The 22,576-nt window shown below is 59.4% G+C and carries 12 protein-coding genes and 8 pseudogenes; 10 read left to right on the plus strand and 10 right to left on the minus strand.

Features of this window, described 5'->3' with window-relative positions; genetic code table 11:
- Positions 1-198: 198 nt before the first annotated feature.
- Entirely contained in the window at positions 199-1,116 is a 918-nt protein-coding gene (locus tag AC5V87_RS07935; protein ID WP_495370553.1) for a DMT family transporter, read from the minus strand.
- A gap of 734 nt (positions 1,117-1,850) precedes the next feature.
- Here AC5V87_RS07935 and AC5V87_RS07940 point away from each other — a divergent pair.
- A pseudogene (locus AC5V87_RS07940) lies at positions 1,851-2,216 on the plus strand (M20/M25/M40 family metallo-hydrolase); the annotation flags it as partial.
- Positions 2,217-2,623: 407 nt separating this feature from the next.
- On the opposite strand, the gene AC5V87_RS07945 reads toward AC5V87_RS07940, so the two are convergent.
- Positions 2,624-3,364: an amidase family protein gene (locus AC5V87_RS07945; protein WP_495370554.1), complete on the minus strand. Its 741-nt coding sequence runs from the start codon at positions 3,362-3,364 to the stop codon at positions 2,624-2,626.
- A gap of 141 nt (positions 3,365-3,505) precedes the next feature.
- Positions 3,506-3,787, minus strand: coding sequence for a hypothetical protein (locus AC5V87_RS07950; RefSeq protein WP_495370555.1), 282 nt, complete (start codon positions 3,785-3,787; stop codon positions 3,506-3,508).
- 753 nt (positions 3,788-4,540) lie between these two features.
- Between AC5V87_RS07950 and AC5V87_RS07955 the strand changes: the two genes are divergently transcribed.
- Both AC5V87_RS07955 and AC5V87_RS07960 read left to right on the plus strand, forming a co-directional pair.
- On the plus strand, positions 4,541-5,419 hold the full coding sequence (locus AC5V87_RS07955; protein ID WP_495370556.1) for a Crp/Fnr family transcriptional regulator: 879 nt from the start codon (positions 4,541-4,543) through the stop codon (positions 5,417-5,419).
- Between the two features lie 583 nt (positions 5,420-6,002).
- A pseudogene (locus AC5V87_RS07960) lies at positions 6,003-6,164 on the plus strand (transposase); the annotation flags it as partial.
- 96 nt (positions 6,165-6,260) lie between these two features.
- On the opposite strand, the pseudogene tnpC reads toward AC5V87_RS07960, so the two are convergent.
- The 3 genes and pseudogenes from tnpC to AC5V87_RS07975 all read right to left on the minus strand — a co-directional run bounded on the left by tnpC (position 6,261) and on the right by AC5V87_RS07975 (position 8,583).
- Positions 6,261-7,849: pseudogene (gene tnpC, locus AC5V87_RS07965) on the minus strand (IS66 family transposase).
- A gap of 72 nt (positions 7,850-7,921) precedes the next feature.
- On the minus strand, positions 7,922-8,275 hold the full coding sequence (gene tnpB, locus AC5V87_RS07970; protein ID WP_495370557.1) for an IS66 family insertion sequence element accessory protein TnpB: 354 nt from the start codon (positions 8,273-8,275) through the stop codon (positions 7,922-7,924).
- A complete protein-coding gene (locus AC5V87_RS07975) occupies positions 8,272-8,583 on the minus strand; it encodes a transposase (RefSeq protein ID WP_495370558.1) in 312 nt (103 codons plus the stop codon). Before AC5V87_RS07975 ends, tnpB begins: the two co-directional genes overlap by 4 nt.
- Before the next feature lie 359 nt (positions 8,584-8,942).
- Between AC5V87_RS07975 and AC5V87_RS07980 the strand changes: the two are divergent.
- The 5 genes and pseudogenes from AC5V87_RS07980 to AC5V87_RS08000 all read left to right on the plus strand — a co-directional run.
- Positions 8,943-9,789: pseudogene (locus tag AC5V87_RS07980) on the plus strand (IS630 family transposase); the annotation flags it as partial.
- 201 nt (positions 9,790-9,990) lie between these two features.
- On the plus strand, positions 9,991-11,505 hold the full coding sequence (gene istA / locus AC5V87_RS07985; protein WP_495367624.1) for an IS21 family transposase: 1,515 nt from the start codon (positions 9,991-9,993) through the stop codon (positions 11,503-11,505).
- Positions 11,502-12,314: an IS21-like element helper ATPase IstB gene (istB, locus tag AC5V87_RS07990; RefSeq protein ID WP_495367623.1), complete on the plus strand. Its 813-nt coding sequence runs from the start codon at positions 11,502-11,504 to the stop codon at positions 12,312-12,314. The genes istA and istB overlap by 4 nt, the downstream gene beginning before the upstream one ends.
- A gap of 128 nt (positions 12,315-12,442) precedes the next feature.
- Positions 12,443-12,705 (plus strand): annotated as a pseudogene (locus AC5V87_RS07995) (IS630 family transposase); the annotation flags it as partial.
- A gap of 429 nt (positions 12,706-13,134) precedes the next feature.
- Positions 13,135-14,646: a porin gene (locus tag AC5V87_RS08000; protein ID WP_495370559.1), complete on the plus strand. Its 1,512-nt coding sequence runs from the start codon at positions 13,135-13,137 to the stop codon at positions 14,644-14,646.
- A gap of 895 nt (positions 14,647-15,541) precedes the next feature.
- Here the strand turns inward: AC5V87_RS08000 and AC5V87_RS08005 are convergent.
- From AC5V87_RS08005 to AC5V87_RS08020, 4 genes and pseudogenes are all read right to left on the minus strand, one after another.
- Positions 15,542-16,027: pseudogene (locus AC5V87_RS08005) on the minus strand (IS5/IS1182 family transposase); the annotation flags it as partial.
- A gap of 289 nt (positions 16,028-16,316) precedes the next feature.
- Positions 16,317-17,369 carry an IS110 family RNA-guided transposase gene (locus tag AC5V87_RS08010; protein WP_456840445.1) on the minus strand — a complete coding sequence of 351 codons (1,053 nt, stop codon included), beginning with the start codon at positions 17,367-17,369 and terminating at the stop codon, positions 16,317-16,319.
- A 14-nt stretch (positions 17,370-17,383) separates the two neighbouring features.
- A pseudogene (locus tag AC5V87_RS08015) lies at positions 17,384-18,289 on the minus strand (IS5 family transposase); the annotation flags it as partial.
- A 699-nt stretch (positions 18,290-18,988) separates the two neighbouring features.
- Entirely contained in the window at positions 18,989-20,158 is a 1,170-nt protein-coding gene (locus tag AC5V87_RS08020; protein ID WP_495370560.1) for a M24 family metallopeptidase, read from the minus strand.
- An 833-nt stretch (positions 20,159-20,991) separates the two neighbouring features.
- On the opposite strand from AC5V87_RS08020, the gene AC5V87_RS08025 reads away from it, so the two are divergent.
- Together AC5V87_RS08025 and AC5V87_RS08030 are read left to right on the plus strand one after the other, a co-directional pair.
- The gene (locus AC5V87_RS08025) at positions 20,992-22,104 is read left to right on the plus strand and encodes a DUF2817 domain-containing protein (RefSeq protein ID WP_495370561.1); all 1,113 of its coding nucleotides are present in this window, start codon (positions 20,992-20,994) and stop codon (positions 22,102-22,104) included.
- Positions 22,105-22,214: 110 nt separating this feature from the next.
- Positions 22,215-22,576 (plus strand): annotated as a pseudogene (locus AC5V87_RS08030) (integrase core domain-containing protein); the annotation flags it as partial.

The following is a 22,576-nucleotide window of genomic DNA, read 5'->3' on the forward strand; positions in this document are numbered from 1 at the left end:
TTCCGCCGCGGAGTGGACCCGCGTGCCGTTTGGCCCGGGCGACTTCCTGTTCGTACCGGCGCGCGTACCCCACGCATTCGAGACGTTTTGCGCGGCCTTCAAAGACTTGGGTCTTCTTTTTCGGCCCTCAGGGCGGCTATTTGACGGCCGGCCCAGCGGTTGGAGGCACCCTCGGCTACCTGAGAGAGGAGCCGGTCCTCATCCCGGCGTCCCCACGGCCGGCTCCGCGCGGCCAAGCTTTCGCTCACGTAGAAAAATGTAGAGCCCTGCCGCGGTGATGATGGCAGCGCCCGCAAGCGTTGCCACCGATGGCACATCCCCGAAAACGGCAAAACCGAAGATCACGGCCCAGAAGATCTGGGAATACTGATAAGGTACCACAGCGCTCGCCGGCGCGAGCTTCAGCGAGCGGCTCACGCACAAGAGCGCGCAGACTGAGATCATCCCTGCCGCGGCGAATAGCAGGAGGCTTCGCGGCGTCGGAGCTACCCAGCTGATAGGAGCGAGCACCGCGCCCAGGAGGAACGTCCCGACAAATTGCGAGGTGACGATCACGACATCGGGCGTCCCTCTCAACCGCCGTGTGATCAGCATCAACCCGGCAAAAGAAAGGCTTCCGCAGAGAGCGATCAGTCCCGGCCAGCTGAAGCTCTGTGCTGAGGGGGCGAGTGCGATCAGGACGCCGGCAAAGCCGACTAGAATAGCACTCCAGCGCCGCCAACCGACCTGCTCTCGCAGCACGATCGCTGACAAGGCGGTCACGAAAATCGGACACGCGAGATAATAGGTCACGACGTCGGCTAGCGGCAGATATACAGTTGCGAGAAAGAACGAGGCGACTTCGGTCGTTGAAAGTGCAACACGAAGAAATTGGAGGCCCGGCCGCTCGAGCTTTGTGAAATTCTCCTTATTGCGCCAGATCATGGGAGCGAGCACGAGGAGTGCGGTGCATGCTCGCAACCACAGCAACTGACCAACCGAATAGGTTGAGACGATCAGTTTTCCGATCGCATCGCCACAGGAGAACACGAATACTGCCAGGAGCATCAGGCCGATGCCAGCCAAACGCCCGGATTGTTCGTCGCGATGCGGCGAGAGTCTCGTAACCACAAGCATGATGCGCCCGTTCTTCCATTTTCTGTTGATTAGTCCGCCTACAGCCCGACGCCGCTCCGGCGATCAGTTGGCCCGGTGCCTGGCCAGCCCCGCGGTCAAGCAAGCCGATCCAGGATTAAAGCAGCGGGAGACTCGCGATGGCATCTCGCAAGGCTCCGAATAGCTGGCATACCGAGTCGGATACGACTAATCTGGCAACCCCGCTCGCAGGGACGCTGCGTCCTCTCCGGCGGTTGCGAAGCTTTACTGCGATCCAAGCCCTCGGCTTAGATGGACAGAGTGGTGCCGGAAGTTGGCCGGATCCGGTTCGTACTGGCATATGAACCCGCAGCTAACGAGGGAGATGAGGGCGATCGAAGTAACCGCGAAGGCGTCGACGACGATCTCCGATCGCCACATGTGCTTGGTCAATGACGCTAAAAGCATCGCGCATTGCGCGCCAAGCGCAGGATTACTGCTGGTTTGCCCATCATATTGGTCAAATTAGGATCTGACGCTCGATAAAGTTTACCCGAGGTTGCCACTTTCCAGTGATCGAGCAACAAAACGCGCGAAAGACAAGCAGAGTAAGCGCGGGCATCTTGCCGTCGCGTGGACTGTAGCGCATGGCTACCGCGTTCCCGTGGTTCTCGATGGAAAGCAGTTCAGGCGTCTAATGCGAAGCGAGTGCCTGCTGGCTAGATATAACAGAGCAAGCGCCTCTATTTTGGGAATGATTGGGAGGTCGGCAGTCTATGCGCAGCGTTGAAGTGTTCCGGGAATTGCAGAGCGAGGCAACCGCGTGGCGGCGATATCTCCACCAGAACCCCGAGCTCGACTACCAGCTACACAACACCGCGGGGTTCGTAGCTGAGACCGGTATCGTAGCGTTGATACAGGGCGAGGGCGGAGAAGGCCCGACTATCGGCTTGAGAGCGGACATGGACGCTCTCGCGATTCTCGAAGAGTCAAACAAGCCATGGTCGTCGAAAAAGCCTGGAAAAATGCACGGGTGCGGCCATGACGGACACACAGCTATGCTGCTGGGCGCCGCAAAGTATCTTGCCTCTACGCTTAAGTTCAAGGGATCTGTTGCCCTGATCTTTCAGCCGGCGGAGGAAGTGCTGCCATCCGGATCGAATTTATCAAACATCGCGTACTGCGCGGAATAGCCAGCCGGCAGCGCGGTGGTTAGCGGACCCCCGATCCGGCGCGACGGTTACACTCAGCAAGCCTATCCATGAGGTAGTCAGACTTGCCTGGCGATTTGCTTCTTGACGGACTTAGCCGATACGGCGCTGAGCGCGACCTGCCGGGGGTACGATCAGCACACCTCCTGGCCTGTCGGCAATCATGAAGCGAGGATGGCGAACGGCGCCAACTGACCGCGCCTTGATAAAGAGCTGAACGGCAGCGCACGCGCGTAAACCCCGTGGCCGCTGAAACTGTGCCACCGGAAAGCGCACTGCTGCAAAATAGAGCTACGTAGAGATTGCGTCAGAGCCAAAGTTCGGATCCGAAATGAACTTCAGCGGCGCAACGCGCTTTCGAGGAATCTCCCGGCGGCGAGTCCTTTGGCATCCTCGCCGACGCGCGATGATTCGCACTCCGACAGGCAAGTGGTTCTCTGCAATATGAGCAGGCACGTTGACGCATGGCGCTCCTCTATCCAGAGACTGTTGAAGCGCGCGCCACCGGTCGAATCCAAACCCCTCGGTGCCGTGCCAGGCGCGGAATAGGTCAGGATCACGTCGAGATCGGATAGTGCACTGTCGAATGGCGCGCGCGCGTTGTTTGCGATGTGCGACGGCGCACTGTAAGCCGTTCGCGGAATGTCCGCGGTGTCATCCATCCTGGCACGCAGCTTCGGTGCAATCGCGTCGTGATGCGTCTGGTATTCCCAGACGAGAGCGCGGTGCAGCTCGAAGTCCCAGATGTTAGATTGAACCTGCCAAGTTTCCGCAAAGATAGCGGGTAGCTCGAGGATCTGGACGTCGGCGCCGGCGCGCTGCGCCGCTGAAGTCGCTTTCCGTAATGCCGTTTCGGAGTCTGCTTCCGCTAGGCCGGCAAAATCCTGCATAACTACGCCAATGCGTAGCCACTCCGCGCTGGCCGCAAACAGCTCGATTGTATCGAGCGTCCAAGAATAACATTTTACACCGACGGTCGGCAGCAGCCGATAAGACGGTTTGATTGCCGCCACGCCACAGAAGGAAGCGGGGCGGATCACCGAGCCAGCGGTTTGCGTGCCTACCGCGAGTGGAATCATGCCCGCGGCCACAGCCGCCGCTGAGCCTGCCGAGGAGCCGCCGGTGTTTGATTATGATTGTGCGGATTGAGTGTGACAGTGGGGTCGTGCCCGGCAAAAGCACACGTTGTGGTCTTGCCGACGATGGTTGCACCCGCGCTCTTAAGCAGCATCACCACTGAAGCATCTGCTCGCGGCTGCCAACCTTATAGATCGACGAGCCCATTCCGTGAGAAGATCCGAGGTATCGATGAGGTCCTTGATGCCGACAGCAATGCCGCGCAGAGGCCCCTCATCTCCGGCCCGCGGGTTCTTCGCGTTGCAGACAAAGGCGCCGAGGTTCTTTTCGTGCGCCTCGATGGCCGCGAGTGACTGCAAGAGCGCAGCATCCGGCGAGAGTTTGCCCTCATCGATGCGGCGCTTGAGACCGGAAAGCGACATCATGACGGAGGCTCCCTTTTCGGAGATTGTCGGATTGCAGGAACTCGTTTGCCGACGGAGCATCTGAAAACCCTTTTTCGGAGGCATTCACGTCTACACACATCATCAGCAAACAATCGAAAATTGAAGTGTATTGAGGGAGCGATGGCTGCAACAATCGGCCGGCGATCGAACAAATCCTGCGAAATGAGGGCGCGCCTTGATCATCTAGAGCGCATTGAGCGGCAACGGCTACAGTCGTCTAAGCGGATGGTGCTAGCGTTTCGCGCCGAGAGCAGTCCTGCCGTCGTGCTGTACAGACTGGCATATTTGTAGCGAAAACCACGTCATTCGCGCGGAAATCGCTCGACCTGACTGACGGCTAGAGCCTTCTACCTGACCTTGTCAAGTAATCGCGCGCGCAGGCCGACATACATTGTCTCGCCACTAGAGGGAAACGGATGGACGCGCGCCACGTCCCACCAGGGGGGACTGCCCAGCGGCCGCAGGGAAGACGGTTTGATACGTTGACCACAACCCAGTTGCTACCGGCAGCGTTCACATTCGCCGCTGCATGTGGACGGTCCCGGTATCGGATGTGCCCAGAGCTGCCGACTTTCAACACGGTGCCGCAGCATAGGAGTGCAGGTATGCGCAATGTGAGGGCTCGCCGGAATGAAACGATGAGGGCCGTTCCATCGCAGGATTTAGTCGCCGAATGGGGGCTCATTGCACGAATCGGCGACGACGCATTGCTAAAATAAGAATAAACAGTTCGTGAAGGTGTTTGACCCAGCAGAATCGTCTTGGGGAAAGGCCGACCGCAGCATGACCGAGCACGTACCCGCCGTCGGCGAAGCGCTTGAAATCCCCAGCGCTGCAGCAATCACGCGGACCTCCGATGCCCATCGGATGCTTCAGTGGTCCGGTGCAGTCCGCCCCAGAACGCGCTTTCTTAAAAACGAAATTCTGGCGAGAATTTCCCTTCAGGATCTCGCGGCGATAGGGGAATTCCTTGACCCGGTCGTTCTAAAAGAACGCATGGTGCTGCAAGAACCCAAAAGGCCGCTCGATTACGTCTATTTTCTAGAGTCGGGACTTGTTTCCCTCAGGATTGTCTCCTCGGGCAGCGTTCTTGAAACAGCGGTGATAGGACGCGGCGGAGCTATCGGCGCCTCGCTCTTATTCGGACCGCACCTTGCGACGCATCAATCTGTTGTGCTCTTCCCGGGAACTGCGCACAGAATTCGCGTTGAAGATCTGCGACGCGTGATGCGCGAGCACTCTGAAATCCGAGAACATCTTCTTCGGTACGTCCATGCACTAAGCTTGCATTGTGCTCAGAGTGGACTGTGTGCCGTACGGCACGATCGAGAGAAACGGCTCGCATGCTGGCTATGTTTGGCAAGTGATGCACTTGATGCTGATGTGCTTCCGGTTACGCATGATTACCTCTCTACCGTCTTGGCATTGCGCCGCGCCGGGGTCACGGAGACTCTAATCCGTTTCGAAGAACAAGGATTAATTCGCAAAACTCGTGGCGTGTTGCGGATTGAGGAACGCGCGTGCCTCGAGCAAGCTGCATGCAGTTGTTACAAGCTTATTTCACGAGCTTACACCGCGACCGAGGCCGTGATGTCACCCATCGATCCATAGCACGAGGTACGAGCGGCGCGGCAGCTTGCTCAGCAGTCTCTACGATCAAATGTCATCGAGTTCAATTTGACATCCGAGGATCTGGCGCTGTTGCACGCCTCTCGTCTGCTCTTCGTCGCGTCGTTCAAAGGTGCGCCTCGACCGCAGGGCGCGCCGATTGCGGCAATTCAAGTCTCCATTCCAAACAAGCGCCTAGACTCTGTCTTCCCGTCGAGGGCGGTTGATGGCGCTTTCCTGCCGCCTGCCAGGCTCGTGGTGTCAGGATCATCGGTTCTAAATTTCATCACTAGGGGAAGAAGTGCCAAAAATCATCCTCGCTTGTTGTAAGTCGCTGCACTCAATTCCTGCCAATCTCAATCAATACGAAGAGAAAGGGTGAAATATTCAAAGGCGATGGAACTCGATTTCCTCCCATGTGGATGTTGGGCGAGAGTTGGTAATTCTTCCGCGTGCGGGAGCAGGTCGGAAGGCGAGTAAAGTAAGACATGAACGGTCATGCCGTAAGCGGCGTGTCTCCCGCACCTCGTTGCTGTTGAGCAGATAGGCAAAATGAGTTCCGTCTTGAAGAGGACGGTTTGCATAGATGATCGAGCGTGTTGTCGACGCATCGCAGCTACGGGTCCGGCGGCGCTGGAGCGACGAGGTCAAGAGACGGATTGTCTCGGAATCCTTTGTGCCGGGCGCGATCGTCTCGGACGTCGCGCGGCGCCATGATCTGTCGCCGCAGCATTTGGCGGCCTGGCGCAAGGCGGTGCGCGACGGGTTTTTGAAGATGCCGGAAGGCACAGAGCCGGTGGCGATGGAGCCGGCTGGATCGGTCGCGATCCAGGAAGCGAGTTCATCAAGCGGCGAGGCTGTTAGCTTGCTCGGCGCTCCACGCCCAGGGCATGAGTTCGTCCAGACGCGAGGCCGGCCAGAGGTTGACGAGTCTGGTGAGGACGTTGGTCAAATAGGCCTGCGGCTCGACGCCGCAGAGCTTGCAGGTCTCGATCAGCGAAGCGATGCAGGCCCAATTCTCCGCGCCCTCATCATGCCCAGCGAACAGCGCATTCTTGCGATTAAGGACAAGAGGACGGATGCTCCGCTCGACAATATTTGTGTCGAGCTCGATGCGGCCGTCGTCGAGGAATCGCGTCAGGCCACCCCAGTGGTTCAAAGCGTAACGGATGTGCTCGGCGATTGTCGCTTTGCCCGAGACGCGGGTGAGTTGCTGCTCGAACCAGGCCTTGAGCGCCGCGACCTGCGGCTTGCTGCGCTCCTGGCGGACGGCACGGCGCTCATCGGCGCTGCGGCCCCTGATCGTCTTCTCGACGGCATAGAGAGCGGCGATACGCTCGAGAGCTTCACTGGCGATCGGGGCAGGACCGTCCTGGACAACGTCGAAGAAGCGCCGCCGCAGATGAGCCCAGCAGAAGGCGAGCGTGATCGCCGCGTCAGGCGCGGTGTTGGCAATGGTCTTGTAGACGGTATAGCCGTCGCATTGCACGATGCCGCGATAACCGTCGAGCAGCTTCAGCGCGTGGACGGCGCCGCGACCGGGCGCGTAAGTGTAGGCCACTACCGGCGGATCGGCTCCGTCCCACGGCCGATCGTCGCGTGCGATCGCCCAGAAGAAGCCCTTCTTGGTGCGGCCGCGGCCGGGATTGAGCACTGGCGCTGTGGTCTCGTCGACCGCGATGTTGCGCGCGGTCAGAATGGTCTCGCGCAGCCTGAGCCAGAGCGGACGAAGCTCCGCGGCCGCATAGCCGACCCAGAACGCCAGAACCGAGCGCTTGATGTCGATGCCCTGCGCCAGCAGCATCTGAGCCTGCCGATAGAGCGGCAGGTGCCAGGCATATTTGGCGACCAGCACATGGGCGACCATCGCCTCGGTCGGCAAGCCGCCCTTGATCAGTCGCTCCGGTGCCGGCGCCCTGAACCACGCCATCTGTGCAGGCCCGACAGGCGTATTTGGGACGGTGGGTGACGATCACGCGGAACTGCGCCGGGACGACGTCGAGCCGCCGTGAGGTCTCCTCACCGATCACATGCAGAGGCGCGCGGCAGCACGGGCAGCAGGTCACTTCCGGGGCAATCGTGATGGGCCGGAAGCGCACCACGGCTGGCGCGACGCCGTTCAGCGCGCTGGCGTGCGCCTGCCGTGTCTTTCCGGTCCTGAGCCGCCTCGTCGCTGGCAATGGCCTGCTCGATGTCTTCGATCGCCAGCTGCAACTGCTCAGGATCGAGCTTCTCCGAGCGGCGACCGAACTGCGCGCGTTGCAGCTGGCGCAAGAGATGCTGAAGGCGATCCATTTGCGACGGCGCCTGGTCGCGTTCGGCGATCGCAGTGTCGCACTTTGCGATCGCAGCGTCGCGCTCCGCGCGTGCCGCGGCAACCAGCGCCTGCAGCGCCTCAATATCGGTCGGAAGCTGATCCGTAGTCTCGCTCACGCCCGGCACTCAAGCTGATTCGTGGGCCGTTGTGGAATATTGCAGCCAACGTGATCCAATTGGTCACAGGGTTTATGACGTTGCGCTCGGCTGAGCAATGTCGCGGGCATGCAGGCGCGACCAGTCCAGGCCGTCCATCAGCGCGGTGAGCTGTGAGGCAGACAAACGCATCACGCCATCGCTGATCGGTGGCCAGCGGAACGCGCTATGCTCCAGCCGCTTCCACAGCAGCACGAGCCCGGACCCGTCCCAGGCAAAAATCTTCAAACGATCCGCGCGCTTTGAACGGAAGACGAAAATCGTTTTCGCGAATGGATCATCATGAAGTTGCTCGCGCACCAGCGCGGCCAGACCATCCGCACCTTTACGGAAGTCCACCGGCCGCGTCGCGATCATGATCCTTACGCCCGCCGAAGCCGCGATCATGTCGTCGCCCTCACGGCCCGCAGCACGTCGCGCAGCCACCCCGGATCGACCCCGGCCGCTGCCCGAACCACCGCATCACCAATCTCGATGCTGATCGTTGTTGCGTTCCGCGTTGCCGCTTCCGCGGTCGTCCCAGCGGCGGGGTGCAGCTCCGATACCACCGGAACAAAGAATGGCCCATCCTCCGCCGGCAAGCTCAGCACACCGGCACGCGCGGCCTTGCGCCAAACGAAGAGATGTTGCGGCCCGAGGCCGTGCCGGCGCGCCACCTCGGACGCAACAGCGCCCGGCGCATATGACTCCGCCACGATCCGCCCCTTGACCGCGTCGCTCCACCGTCGCCGACGCCCCGCTCCAACCTGGATATCCACCCGGCTCCGTGGCTCCGAAGCGTCGACCATATCGTCAACCATATATGCGAACCTAACTGTATATGACGCTCGCATGTTGCCGATCCGCTCACGCCAAACAAGGTGCGGGACACACGCCGCTTACGTCATGCCAGCACTCTGATCGGGTACTCTGTGTCAGCGAGCCGTGTCAGCCCGTAAAGCCGGCATCCATTAATTAGGTCCGACGCTCCGATCGTTCTCTCTAGGTTAGTCATCTGGAACGCAAATTCGTCGCATTAGTTGTTTGCTCGAATCTCTTAGAGAGGAGAGTGCTCGTGGCGAATGCATGCGTGCGAGGCCGGCCGATCGCGCCGTTAGTGCTCAGTCCGCAGGAGCGGGCGTACTTAGAGAGGCAAGTTCGTCGTCGTCGTGTAGCCCGATCGCAATCTGAGCGATGCCGCGCCATCCTGCGGTGTGCAGATGGTCTGCCAAGCAAGTCTGTAGCTGCCGCACTTGGCATCCATGAGCACACCGTTGGTAAGTGGCGCCGCAGATTTTTGAAGGATCGCTGTGATGGCCTGCTTGACGAAGCTCGTCCTGGCCGCGCTCGAACCATCGACGACGATCAGGTAGCGGAGGTAATCGAGCGGACGTTGCGTACGACGCCGCGCGACGCGACACACTGGTCGATCCGCTCGATGGCTGCGGAAACTGGCTTTTCTCACACCACGATCCGCCGAATGTGGACAGCGTTCGGCTTGCAGCCGCACCGCAGCCAGACATTTAAACTGTCGAGCGATCCGCTATTCGTCGATAAGGTGCGCGATATTGTCGGACTTTACCTGTCCCCACCAAACCGAGCCCGTTGTCCTCAGCTTAGATGAGAAAAGCCAGATTCAGGCCCTCGATCGCGAGCAGCCGGTCCTGCCGATGATGCCCGGCATACCGGAGCGTCGTGCGCACAGCTATGTGCGGCATGGTACGACCACGCTGTTTGCCGCCCTCGATGTCGCTTCCGGCTTTGTTATTGGCAAATGCTACAAGCGCCATCGGGCAGTCGAGTCCTTAAAGGTCTTGAAGGAGATCGATGCTCAAATCCCTGAGGGGCTCGCTATCCATATCGTCATGGACAACTACGCCACCCACAAGACACCCAGGATTAAAGCCTCGCTCGCTCGCCGGCGGCTGTCGCGCGGCGATCAGGATGGAAGGCAGCGTCATTCAAGGTGAGAGAGTTTCGCTGGGCTCGTGACGTAGGGAGGGCGTAGCCCGACCGGAGTTACGAGCCCAGCGTCGGCGCGATCCCGAGGAGGACCGCGCCGACTGGTGATCGCGGCCGGCGGGGTTATGCAAGTGGTTCTTCCGCCAAGAGGAATCACTCGCTTGCCCGGCCGACACATCACAGATCACCAGATGAGGCTCTACATGAAGTACCGTCAGACCGATAGCCCGCCAGTGGCGGCGGCCAAGGCGTCATTCAGTGCGTCGACCGCCTATCGGATCGAGAGAGATCCCCGATTTCCATCGCAAAGGAAGGCGCCCCGCGGCCGGCGACGACCGGACCCGTTGAGCGACGTGTTCGAGACCGAGATCGTCCCGATCCTGAAGGCGGCCCCTGGCTTACGCCCGGTGGCGGTGTTCGAGGAGATGCTACGGCGTCATCCGGATCTCGGCAGCGGTATCCGTCGTACCCTGGAACGTCGGATCCGTGCATGGCGGGCGGTCCACGGCGAGGAGCAGGAGGTGATCTTCCGCCAAACCCACGAGCCTGGCCAGCTCGGCCTCTCCGACTTCACCGACATGGGCGAGTTGGGTGTGACGATCGCGGGTGCTCCGTTGGATCATCGTCTCTATCACTTCCGTTTGGCCTATTGCGGGTTCGAGCACGCCCACGTCGTGCTTGGCGGCGAGAGCTTCGTTGCCCTGGCCGAAGGCCTGCAGAATGCCCTCTGGTCGCTGGGTGGGGCGCCGCGGGAGCATCGGACCGACAGTCTGTCGGCCGCATTCTGCAATCTCGATCGTGATGCACGGGACGATCTGACGCAGCGATACGAGGCCCTTTGTGCCCACTACGGCATGCGGCCTTCCCGCAACAATCGAGGCGTTGCTCACGAGAATGGTTCGATCGAAGGCCCCCACGGTCATCTCAAGCGAGCAATCGCGGACGCCTTGCTGCTGCGCGGAACTGTCGACTTCGACGATCTTGCCACCTATCGCGGCTTCATCGACGAGATCGTCAGCCGCCGCAATGCCCGCAAGGCCAAGCGGATCGATAGCGAGCGCATGGAGTTGCAGGAGCTGCCCGATCGCCGCACCTCGGACTACGAAGAGGTGATCGTCCGCGTGACATCGTCCGGCGGCTTCACCCTGCGCAAGGTGTTCTACACGGTGCCATCGCGCCTGATCGGTCACCGGCTGCGGGTGCGCCTTTACGACGATCGTCTCGACGTGTTCGTCGGCGGCACCCATCTCGTCACCCTGCCGCGTGGGCGGCCGCATCCCAATGGCAAGTACGACCAGGTCGTCGATTATCGGCACGTGATCCATTCCCTGCGGCGCAAGCCGATGGCGCTTCTCAATCTGGTCTACCGAGATCGGCTGTTCCCGCGCGATGCCTATCGGAAGACCTTCGATCGCTTGCGCGAACGCTTGCCGGACAAAAAAGCCTGCCGGATCATGGTCGATCTTCTCGCGCTCTCTCATGAGCGCGGCTGCGAGGCCGAACTCGCCGATCAGCTCACCGCCGACCTCGACGCCGGCCGACTGCCCGACCTCAACCGGCTACGTGCTCACTTCGCCCCCGATCCCGCCAACCTGCCGAACGTCGTGGTGCAGCTCGTGCCGCTTGCGACCTACGAATGCCTCATCGGTACCGCCGAGACCGGAGGTGCCGCATGACCGTAACGAACACGGTTGATGCCGCGCGCCTCAATCTGTTGCTCAATGAGCTCCGGCTGCCTGCCATCAAGGTGCTGTGGGCGCAATTTGCCGAACAGTCCGACAAGGAAGGCTGGCCGGCCGGCCGCTTCCTCGCGACCATCGCCGAGCACGAGATCGCCGAACGCGGCCGCCGTCGGATCGAACGACACCTTGTCGAAGCACGTTTGCCCGCCGGAAAGACCTTCGACAGCTTCGACTTCGAAGCCGTGCCGATGATCTCGAAGGCGCAGGTGATGGCGCTCGCCGCCGGTGACAGCTGGCTGGGCAAGGGCGCCAATTTGCTGTTGTTCGGGCCGCCCGGCGGCGGAAAGAGCCACTTGGCGGCAGCGATCGGCCTGGCCCTCATCGAGAACGGATGGCGCGTCCTCTTCACCAGGACCACTGATCTCGTGCAGAAGCTCCAGCTGGCGCGACGCGAGCTTAACCTCGAGGCGGCCATCAATCGTCTCGATCGCTTCGATCTCCTGATTCTTGATGATCTCGCTTACGTTACCAAGGATCAGGCCGAGACCAGCGTGCTGTTCGAGCTCATCAGCGCACGCTATGAGCGCCGCGCGATGCTGATCACCGCCAATCAGCCATTCGGCGAATGGAACAGGGTCTTCCCGGACCCCGCCATGACCCTGGCCGCTATCGATCGCCTCGTTCACCACGCCACCATCGTCGAGATGAACGTCGAGAGCTATCGCAGACGGACCGCCCTCGAACGAAAACGCGGTCCCGGACGGCCGCCATCGCACGCGACACCCAAAACCGTCGCTGATTGACGCTGCGCGACAATCAGAGTTCAACAAAACTCTTGCGCGCGACAATCATCGCGGCAATCATCATCAGGCCGCGACACTACCTCGCTATCCTGATTGCCGCGCACTTCCTACCCAGATTGCCGCGCTACAGGCCGCACTATCACGTCCCTTCACGCCGACTTCCGCGTCATGGATCAATCAGATCGAGCGCTGGTTCGCAGAACCCACCAGAAAGCAGATCCAGAGAGGTGTTCACACCTCCGTCAGGCAACTCGAGGCCGATATCCGCAGCTTCATCGAACTGCACAACAACAACCCGAAGCCCTTCAAATGGACAAAGTCCGCAGACCAGATATTGGCTTCCGTCAAACGCTTCTGTCACAAAGCCCAGCAGACTTTATGTGGCGAACTTCTACGGCGCGCACCCAAGCAGCTTAATAAAATCTCCATGTCTCAGCGGGCGGCTCTCGAATTGAATACTCAAAGCGCGCGCTATCATCTTAGCGTGCATTTCAACTTGGGAAATGAATTGACCTGCGTGCGTAACGTACGTTCACTTGCCTCGTCGGTACTAATCGTACGTTTATGACGCGATTAGAACACTGTGGTTGAGAGCGGCGACGCTTTCGTGCGTTTCGTACAAAGTTTTCACGCCGATAACAAACGCAATCTGTCAACGTAACCTTGCGAGCGGCGGAATGGTCCGCACCGCGACGCCAGTGCTCAATCGAGTAGCCGGCGTTCGAGGAAGGCCCTGTCGGTCGAGAATGATTGGGGGGCGAAGATGGCCGAACTCTGGGGTGAGCGGCCAGGCTTCAAGCGAAACATTTGGAGGTCATTTATGAAAATGGCAAAGAGCCTTTTTCTAGGTTCGGCGGCGGCTCTAATCTCGGTGGGTGGGGCACACGCGGCTGATCTCCCGGTCAAGGCTAAAGCGGTTGAGTACGTTAAGATCTGCTCCCTGTATGGCGCCGGGTTCTACTACATTCCGGGCACTGACACGTGTATCAAATTGGGCGGCTACCTGCGCGCTGAAACGACATTCAACACGAGCTACCATTATGCTCCGCCGGACAGTGGTGTGGGTGGTGCGCACAACCGCCTGAGCGAATATTACAGCGCGCGCGTCCGTCAAGACCTCTTCGTCGACACGCGTACAGCCACCGAGTACGGCGTGCTCCGTACGTTCGGCGAGATGGCCTGGACCTATACCGGAGGTGCCTATAGCGGTAACGGCGCGGGCGGCACTACGTATACGACCGGGATTGGCAATCAGGTCGCTCAGGGTACGCCCGGTCTCTATTACGCATTCATTCAGTTCGCTGGCTTCACGTTCGGCAAGGCGACGTCTCAGTTCAGTACTCCTTGGGGCCAATATGCGGCGCAATCTTTCGAGCTAACGGGTTCTGGCGGTTGGGATCCCGTGAACCAGGTCGCCTATACATTTGACTTCGGGCAAGGCATCTCGGCTTCGTTGTCTGCAGAGGATCAGGTTTCCCGCAACCAGCTCGCTGTCTGGAACGTGAGCGCCGCATCAGTTGGAGGGCTTGCCGCCGGTGCGTACGGTGCTAACGATTTCGGAGGCTCGAGGGCTCCAGACCTCATCGGATCCGTTACCGTCGACCAGAGTTGGGGCTATTTCAAAGCCTCGGTCGCTGCCCATAATAACCATGTTGCGTACTATGGCGCGACCGAACTCACGGGCCATCCGGATGACAAATGGGGCGGGGCCGGTCAGCTGGCATTGTCGATCAAGAACGTCCCGACCGGTGCGGGGGACACGATCAACCTGACAGCCGTGTATACGAAGGGTGCAAGCCGATACAACTTCCACGACTATACGAATGCACCCAGCTACGCGATGTACGGAAGCACGGGCCTCGCCGGCGCTTACCAGAGTGTCGGGCTCGCTGGTGTGTCTGACTCGGTGTTCGTGACGGGCTCGGGCCAGGAGCTGACTACGACATTCGGCTTCAACGGCGGCTACACTCACAACTGGAACCCGCAATGGGCCAGCAGCGTCTTCGGGTCCTGGTCTGCTGTGCGCTACAACGGCACGGCCAAGGGGTATATCTGTGGTGCTGTCGTTCCAGGTCTCGCGCTCTCGACTGGTCTTTCTGGCTGCAATCCCGATTTCAACTACGCGGTCGTCGGCACGAGAACGGGCTGGACTCCGGTCAAGGGTCTGACCTTCTCGGCCGAACTCGCATATACGATGCTGGACCAGAAGTACGCGAGCGGAAGCACGGTCACTTTGCCGGTGCAGAACTCGATTGCCAAGCCAGGTACTACGTATGAGCTGAAGGACCAGAATGCGCTCACGCTGCTGGTCCGAGCTCAGCGCAATTTCTAATTCTCTATCAACTAGCGGAAGGAGAAAAGAAGCGCTTCTATTCATCTTAGTGTAAACCTCCAAGAAGGCCTCCGGCATGCCCGCTGGGGGCCTTTTCAATTCCAGCGTTCAAAAGAAATATGGTTTGCGAGAAGTTAACAAGAGTTGCCGGGCAGGAGCGATCGTCACGTTTTGATCACAGATGGTGCGAGCCAGCCAGCAGTTGAGCATTCGCTGGCGGAAACACTCATGGGGAGGCTGCCTTTTGCATCGCTCGCCTTACAAATCAGTTATGTTGTCAGCGACATTGTTGCCGACAAGTTTCGGGCCCTGGATTGCGTGTTTGGGCAGGTGAGTGTTGGATGCTGCGGCCTGCAAGCCTCGAGTTCGTGACGATAATACCGCAATGTGATTTCTTAGATCATGGGCATCGTATTTTGCCGCTTTGCAGCGTGGATCATTAAGCCAAGGACGTCGACTCGAACCGCTAGGGGAAGGAGGACCACTGCTCATCGCCATCAATCGCTGCGGCCACTTCCGGCTAAAACGAGCGACGGCAGCGAAATGGGTTCTCTCTGCAGTCAATCCAGTCTCGAGCAGAGATGACGGATACCCTAGGTGCTGAGAAAGGAGAACGCAGCGCTGCCTTCATCGCAGCTGCTCGGCGTCTGGTACATCGCGGTGCCGTCGCTATCAGGGGTGCCGCGCCTGTCAATGTGCCGGTCGCAATGTCGAGCCTTCTGTTGGCGCCGACGTTGCTCCGCCAATTGCGGCGTTCGCTAAATCTGTCGTGGTCGCCGATTCGAGGCATTGCAATGACGATCTGCGCGGCCTGAATGATCCCGCCGAGCGGGCGAGGGCAGTTATCGGTGGACTCGAAAACGGTCAATGGTTCAAGAATGTGACGAGTCGTCTGTTAAGAAGCCGATTTGAGCGGTGAGCGGTCGCTGGCGGCCGCGATGAGGGTGGTCAGGATGAGGCACCAAAGAGCCCTCAGCCAGGCGAGGACACGGCGGAAGTTGTGACCGACGGCGGAGAGGATGACGTTAGCCGCATCGCCGAGGCGGCCTTTGAGGTAGCATCGGCCGAGGTGACCATCGGTCTTCAGGTGTCCGATGATGGGCTCGATGGCGGAGCGGCGGCGCAGCTCGCGCTTGATGACACCGAAGACGCCGCGCTTCTGGCCGGAGATGAAGACGCGACGAGGATTTTGCGCGTCGTGGCCGCGGTATCCCTTGTCGACATAGGCCCGCTCGATCGCACAGCCGGTGAGTGTCTCGGTGCGGTCGATGACGTCCCGCAAGGTGTGACCATCGTACGGGTTATCGGGTAGCGCCCTGGCGTGCAGCACGAACAGGCCGCCAGGAGCGCGGCGGTTGTTGGTGACGATGGAGGCTTTGACACCGATCTATGGACCACGCCCGCGTTGCAAGAGGAATCGACAAAGGGATGAAGCGGTTTGCGCCAATCTATCCGGCTTCAATTTGGGGCTGTTGCCCCGAGCCATCATGGATATCCGCTCACTTCTGTCCTCAATAACTCGCCGGCCTCAAGAAGGGCCATGGAGTCGAACCAGGCTTCAGAAGTGTCGGTGGAACCGTTTCTCCATTCGTCCTTTCCGTCTCGCAAACCTCGGCGGGTTATTGTGCCTTCTGATCCCGACCTTGCATTTTCCTTTCCGGCCCTGTTTCTTATGCGGTGCGGCCCAGGAGGTTGGCGTCGTAGTCACGGCCCTTTGCGAGCATGCTCCAGGCCATGCGCGCAAGTTTTGCGGCCAGGGCAACAACCAAGACATTGGAGTGGAGCCGCTTCGACGCTGCCTCTAACCAGGCTGCGAAGCCATGCCGAGGCCAACTCTGACGCTGCAGAAGTACGGCTCTGGCACCTTGAATAAACAGCGTTCGCAGGTACCGATTACCGCGCCTCGATATGCGCCCGAGAATGGTTCGATCGCCGGTCGAGATTTGCTTTGGTACCAGACCAAGCCATGCTGCAAAGTCTCGGCCTTTATGGAAGGCATCACCCGTTCCGATGGCGGCGACCATCGCGCTTGAGATGATCGGCCCGACGCCGGGCGCACTCATTAGGCGGCGACAGTGTGGATCTTGATCAGCGAGTTCGTCGATTTCTTTCGTCAATGACGCGACCCGTCGGTCGAGATAGCGCCAGTCCTCGGCCAAGTCCTGAATGAGCTGGATCACGCGAGGCGATAAGTTGTCGTTTGGCGCTGAGAGAATCTGAGGAAGTGCCAGTCGAAGTGCTGCCGCTCCCTGCCGCACTGGTAGCCCTCGCTCAAGCAAAAAGCCCCGGATTTGATTGATGACCGCCGTTCTCTGCGTCACCAATCGACTGCGAACTCTGTGTAGTGCCTGTAAATCAAGTTGTTCGGCTGACTTCACTGGAACGAACCGCATTGTCGGCCGCTGAGCGGCCTCGGCGATCGCTTCAGCATCCCGAAAGTCATTCTTGTGACCCTTGAGGTATGGTTTGACGTACTGCGCCGGCAAGAGCCGTACTTGATGGCCTAATTTCTCGAGCCTGCGCCCCAGATGATGTGCGCCTGCACACGCCTCCATTCCGATCAGACAACGCGGAATATTGCCCAGCGACTGGTCAAGCTGATTTCTCGACCGCTTCTTGCGTAGCGTAATTGCGCCTGTGGCATCGAGACCGACGACGTGGAATGTGTTCTTCCCGAGATCGATGCCGATTGTGACAAGGTTCGTATTCGACATGGCTTGCACTCCTGCTGCTGCCCCCCGCCGGGCTGCACGTTGCCGCTGAGAGCGGGCGTGGTCCATGCCATTAACTCGTAGGGCGCGGCGGCCTTGCCCTTGCCGATGCACTCGACCTCTGGAGCATGGAAGGAATAAAGCTTCCAGCCGCGCTGGCGTTGCTGCTGTGAGCGGATCTGCGAGGCCCGGCCGAGCGGGAGGGCGAAGGCGTTCTCGAGCACGGCCTGACCTTCGATCTTGCGGCGGATATCGCGGATGATCCGGCCCAGCCGGCTGCGCAGGATGCGCAGCTGCCGCTGATGCCGCTTGAATTGCTTGGCGTGGGCGTAGCGTCCCGCCATCATCGCCGCGGTCTTGGCAATGCGAAGATAGGACTGCCGCAGCTTGACCCCGTGCTTCCTCGCCAGGCGGTTGAGCCCCTTGATTGCCGCGTGCAGCAGCTTGGCATCGGTCGGGAAGGTGATGGCCTTCGGCTGCACGGTGGTATCGACCGTGACCCGCTTGAGATCCTGGCTGCGCAACGCGCCGGCTTCGTGCGCCACCCGCAGGCTCTCGGCCAGCAACAGCTCCAGCTTGTCGCCAAGCCGCTTGCGCCAGTGGCTCAGGTCCGAGCGCTCATGCGGGAACGCGTGCTGAAAGAACTCTTCGCCGGTGAAGTACTGGAAATACGGGTCGTGGACCCAGCGCTCGCACACCCCCTCATCGGACAAGCCGTAAATGTGCTTGAGCAGCAGCAGCCCGATCATGAAGCGGGTCGCAATCCCCGGCCGACCGTTCTCGCTGTAGAGCGGCGCGATCTCGCCGTCGATCCAGTCCCAGTCGACCTTGCCGGCGAGCTGAACCAGTTCGTGCTTCATGTTGATGATCTGGTCCAGCCTGGCCCGGAACAGATCGCCCGATCCCGTCGCTTTGGGCTTCTTCGGTCGCATCGCCACCTCCGATGCGAGGACGGAATCATGTCTGGCGATTCGATGGAATCCTCAAAACGAAATTGCAGGGTTCCGATGCCCGAAGCATCAAAACCCTGCAATCCCAAAACAGGCCACAACGAATAATGCGATCCCAGCTCAATCGCTTACCCGCTCTTCACGGACGACTGACGAAGGATTGGTCGCTGGAACGGCCGGATTTCCCCGCGTCGAACTACCACGCGAATCTTGAGCCAGATGTTGCCGCTTGTCACGCGACTGCGCGCGAAGCATCCAGAAGTGGCAGCAATCCTGTTCGAATGTACCGGTTTTGCGGTGGTAGCAACAGCGATCCGTCTCGCTAAGGGGATGCCTGTCTACGATATCACGCCCCTTTGCCGGATGGCCATCCAGTCAGTCTTCTGGAGTTACCGAGACATTGCGTCATTCCAGATCTTCGCGACTTGAATGGATCCCGGGCCAGCCTACCATAAACAGCAGGCACGACGATGTGGCGCGCAAGGAGCAAGAGCAGGCGACGGAAAAATGTGCTAACACCCAACCTCTGAGCTTGTGGCACAGCCGTTTTTGCCCAGGCTCAACTCATTGCCTTCGGCATCGTCTCGGGGAGACGGTTTGGCGTTCACCTACCGCGGTCGCTCTTTGGACCGCGGCGAATCGCAACGCGCACCAAAACGCATTCTTCGGAGCCCGAGACGTCTAGCCAATCACAAAGAGCTCTCTGGGGGCCTTGGTCAGCACTTCAACCCCGGATTCGGTTACACAAATGCTCTCGCTGATCACGTACCCGAAGTCTTCCTCGATCCATGAACCCAAATGCATGTGGAAGGTCATGTTGGGTTTCAGGACGGACAAATTCCCCTTTTGTAGGCTGAGCGTGCGCTCCATCCAATCGATGCCAATCCCGTATCCAGGTCGGGACCGTTTTTTAAAGCCAAGCTTCTCGGTCGCACGATGAATCGAGTGAGCTACATCACTAATGACCGCTCCCGCCCGGACCGCGCGTAGGCCAGCTTCCAAGCCGGCGAGTTGAGCGTCGTGAATGCGACGCAAGCGATCGGAAGGTTTGCCGATACAGTAGGTCCGGCAAATCGGCGCGGTATAGCCATGCCGCACCCCTGCAATTTCCAAGTTTATTTGCGATCCTTGATGGAATACATCCTCGCTCCAGGTGACGTGAGGGGTACCAATCCGCGATGACGCGCACAGGAAAGGAGTTGCAATCCAAGTCCCGGGTTTGCCGTTCGCACCGCGCGCAAGTGCGCCTACGATTTCGGCGATCGCATCCGATTCTCGCATCCCGGGACTGATGACTTCCGCTGCGCGCACTACTCCGGCATCCGCTATGGCTGCCGCTTCCCTCATGACAGCGATCTCGAGATCTGACTTAACGCTCCGTATAGTGGTGATGATGCCTGAGAAATCCACTATACGAGTATTGGCTAACCGTGCCTTAAATTTTTCTGCCGCGCTTACCGTAAGATTGCCCAGCTCAAGTCCAACACCTCCCTTTCCGAGCCCAGCATCCAAGAGAAAATCGATCACTGCATCATAGCCGTTCTTTGAGGGATCCCCCATCAGCTCTTCCGGATAACCAATTACCTTCTCGCGGTCCATGAATGTTTCTTGAAAAGCCGCCGGCACGTCCATCCAACGCAAGATGAAACTTGGTTGCTCTTCGCTAAGTGAGACAACGAGACCTCTCGTGTCATAAGACCTGGCAGTAGACCCAGTGAGGTAAGTAATGTGGGCGTGATCGGTTACTACAAGCGCGCTCAGATCACGTTGAGCCATTTGCTCCTTTACCGCGGCGAGCCTACGTAGATATTCCGCTGGCGGGTAAATCTGTGGACCTTTGCTGATCGGCATAGTGAAAACTCCATCGGATAAGCTTGTAAGTTACAGTGGGACCTTATTCTTGAGAGACTATACAAAAAGCTCAAACATATTTGCGCTGTAATCGCTGTCTTTCAATGACCGAATCTGCGATCTATTGCATGCTCACGCAGTATTCGTGCGCGAGCGCCCCCCCTCCCCCAGAAGATGTCAAACTCTTGGATGCTTAATGTGGCGCTTTAGCAAGTGGCAAGCTCGCCCAAGAACTGTTTGACTCCGCCAGAGCGCGCCTTTCGATTGTTTTATGTGGAATCATTGAGCGATCTGCGCAGGGAGCTTGATGAGACTCGCCTCGAAATGATCACTGTTGGACTCGTCAAGTGTTTCGTGCGAGGAGCGAACGCGCATTACGCCGAACGGTCCAAAGTCCGCTTCAAGTGCGACTGCAATAACGTTGTCGTTTCGCAGATGGCTTGCCGAAGCCTTGCAAAGGGGCGTTGGGCAAGTGACTCCAGTCCACTTATGGTCGTGCTTAAGTCGTGCAGTCGAAGCTGGAGAGCGCGAACTCTGCTTCAAGTGCTTGTCCGCAACCATATTGAAGTTCTAGCCTCTGTTGCTCGATTTCCGCACACGGGCGAGCTTACCGGCGGAGCTTGCCACCCAGCGCAGAATTTCGGCGTTGAGGCTATGTACATTGCAGAAATGCCGCTCTGAGAATCGGTAGCCTCTGAGGGGCGACAACTTGATCGAGCCGCTATTTTGCTCCCGCGCTGTGTGGGATCAAGGTGGGGGGGCGGGAGATCGTTCACCCGTGGATGGGGCGCCGCGAGTATTGACCATCGTCCTCGCGTCGCGAGGCGATGAGCATGGAGGTAAGCACGGTGAGCCTTGATATTGTAAATCAAATCGCGGCGCTCAATTTTTCTGATACCTATCTGGAGGCGAGACAGAAATTCTTGACGGCAGCGCCGAAGTCGCGGGCGTATCACTGCAGCGCAAAGGGGCCATCTGGCGAGGCGTTGTTTACTGACGTGGCGTATTTCGGGGCCTCAGAAGCCAAGAATCTGTTGGTCCTGGTTTCCGGCACCCATGGTCCAGAGGGATACCACGGCTCCGCCGCGCAACTGCTGTTCCTGCAAGCTAGGTGGCACGAGGGGCTTCCACGCTCGAGTGCGGTGCTCTTGATCCACGCGCTGAACTGCTACGGATTTGCCTGGGATCGCAGGTCGACTGCAGAGGGGTGTGACTTAAATCGCAACTTTATCGATTTTTCAAAGCCCGTCCCCGCAAATCCCGGATATGAAGAGTTGGATGAACATCTTGTTCCTGTGGACAGGACAGCGGAGGGAATCCGGCGTGCAGAAGCTGCCATCGCCGAATATCGCAAGCGGCACGGTGAGGGGGCTTACCTCTCAGCCAAGTCGAGTGGCCAGTACACTCGGCCGGGGGGGCTGTTTTACGGCGGGACCGAGCCTACGGAAGCCAGGCGAACCCTCGAGAAAATAGCGGCCGACTTTGATGTGGCTGCCCGCGATAACGTTATCATCATCGATTACCACACCGGGCTAGGTCCTTACGGCTATGGGGAACCGCAGTGCGAGCAGCCGTCTGGGCAAGACGGGTATGAGCGAGCAGCGCGCATTTTTGGCCCTTCCACAGCGGCCTATCTGGAAGACTCCTCCTCCACCTCGTACTCCGTTCCCGGATCCCAAGATGCGTTCTGGGAGCGAGCTTTGGGTGATCGCCACACTTACATCGCGCTCGAATACGGGACCTATGCCAATTCGACAGTACTGCGCGATGAGCATTGGTTGTTTAAGTATAGGCGGGACGAGATCAATTCGGAACTCGGGCGCCAGATTCGGAATGCCACAAAGCGGCATTTCTACCCTCAGAAGCCGGACTGGAATGAGATGGTTCTTTGGAGGGCGCATCAGGTGCATCGACAGGCGATCGAAGGACTAGGGTCCGAAACATAGTTGACCTGAGGTGCATCGGTTTCGAAGAAGTGCGCGTGACCGCGAATAGAGCGGGTGCGAGCTCATGGGTAGCTGGAGCGATTGAGTAACCGATTTTGCAGGAAGCATGTCAGTTGGCGATTGGGCATAAACTGCGCGTGCTCACGATCGTCGATATCTTCATATCTTCTCCCGCTTCTCACCGGCGCTGGTGCCGCGGTTCACCTTCCGCGGCAGCGACGTCGTGGCGATGCCGGAAAGGGCCTGCAAGGAAGTGGGATACCCGGCCACGATCCGCGTCGATCAGGGCAGCGAGTTCGTGTCGCGCGACCTTGACCTGTGGGCCTATCAGCGCGGCGTCACGCTGGACTTCTCGCGGCCTGGCAAGCCGACCGACAACGCGTTCATCGAGGCCTTCAATGGCCGCTTCCGGGCCGAATGCCTCAACGCCCACTGGTTCCTTAGCCTTGCAAACGCCCACGAAAAGGTGGAG

The organism is Bradyrhizobium sp. SOJA106 (genome assembly GCF_059448745.1).

Bases quoted from the DNA above. Each gene is read 5' to 3' on its own strand.
- AC5V87_RS07945 (WP_495370554.1), bottom strand. From the start codon at position 3,364: ATGATTCCACTCGCGGTAGGCACGCAAACCGCTGGCTCGGTGATCCGC.
- istB (WP_495367623.1), top strand. From the start codon at position 11,502: ATGACCGTAACGAACACGGTTGATGCCGCGCGCCTCAATCTGTTGCTC.
- AC5V87_RS08020 (WP_495370560.1), bottom strand. From the start codon at position 20,158: ATGCCGATCAGCAAAGGTCCACAGATTTACCCGCCAGCGGAATATCTA.
- AC5V87_RS07950 (WP_495370555.1), bottom strand. From the start codon at position 3,787: ATGATGTCGCTTTCCGGTCTCAAGCGCCGCATCGATGAGGGCAAACTC.
- AC5V87_RS08000 (WP_495370559.1), top strand. From the start codon at position 13,135: ATGAAAATGGCAAAGAGCCTTTTTCTAGGTTCGGCGGCGGCTCTAATC.
- AC5V87_RS07935 (WP_495370553.1), bottom strand. From the start codon at position 1,116: ATGCTTGTGGTTACGAGACTCTCGCCGCATCGCGACGAACAATCCGGG.
- tnpB (WP_495370557.1), bottom strand. From the start codon at position 8,275: ATGATCGCGGCTTCGGCGGGCGTAAGGATCATGATCGCGACGCGGCCG.
- AC5V87_RS08025 (WP_495370561.1), top strand. From the start codon at position 20,992: ATGGAGGTAAGCACGGTGAGCCTTGATATTGTAAATCAAATCGCGGCG.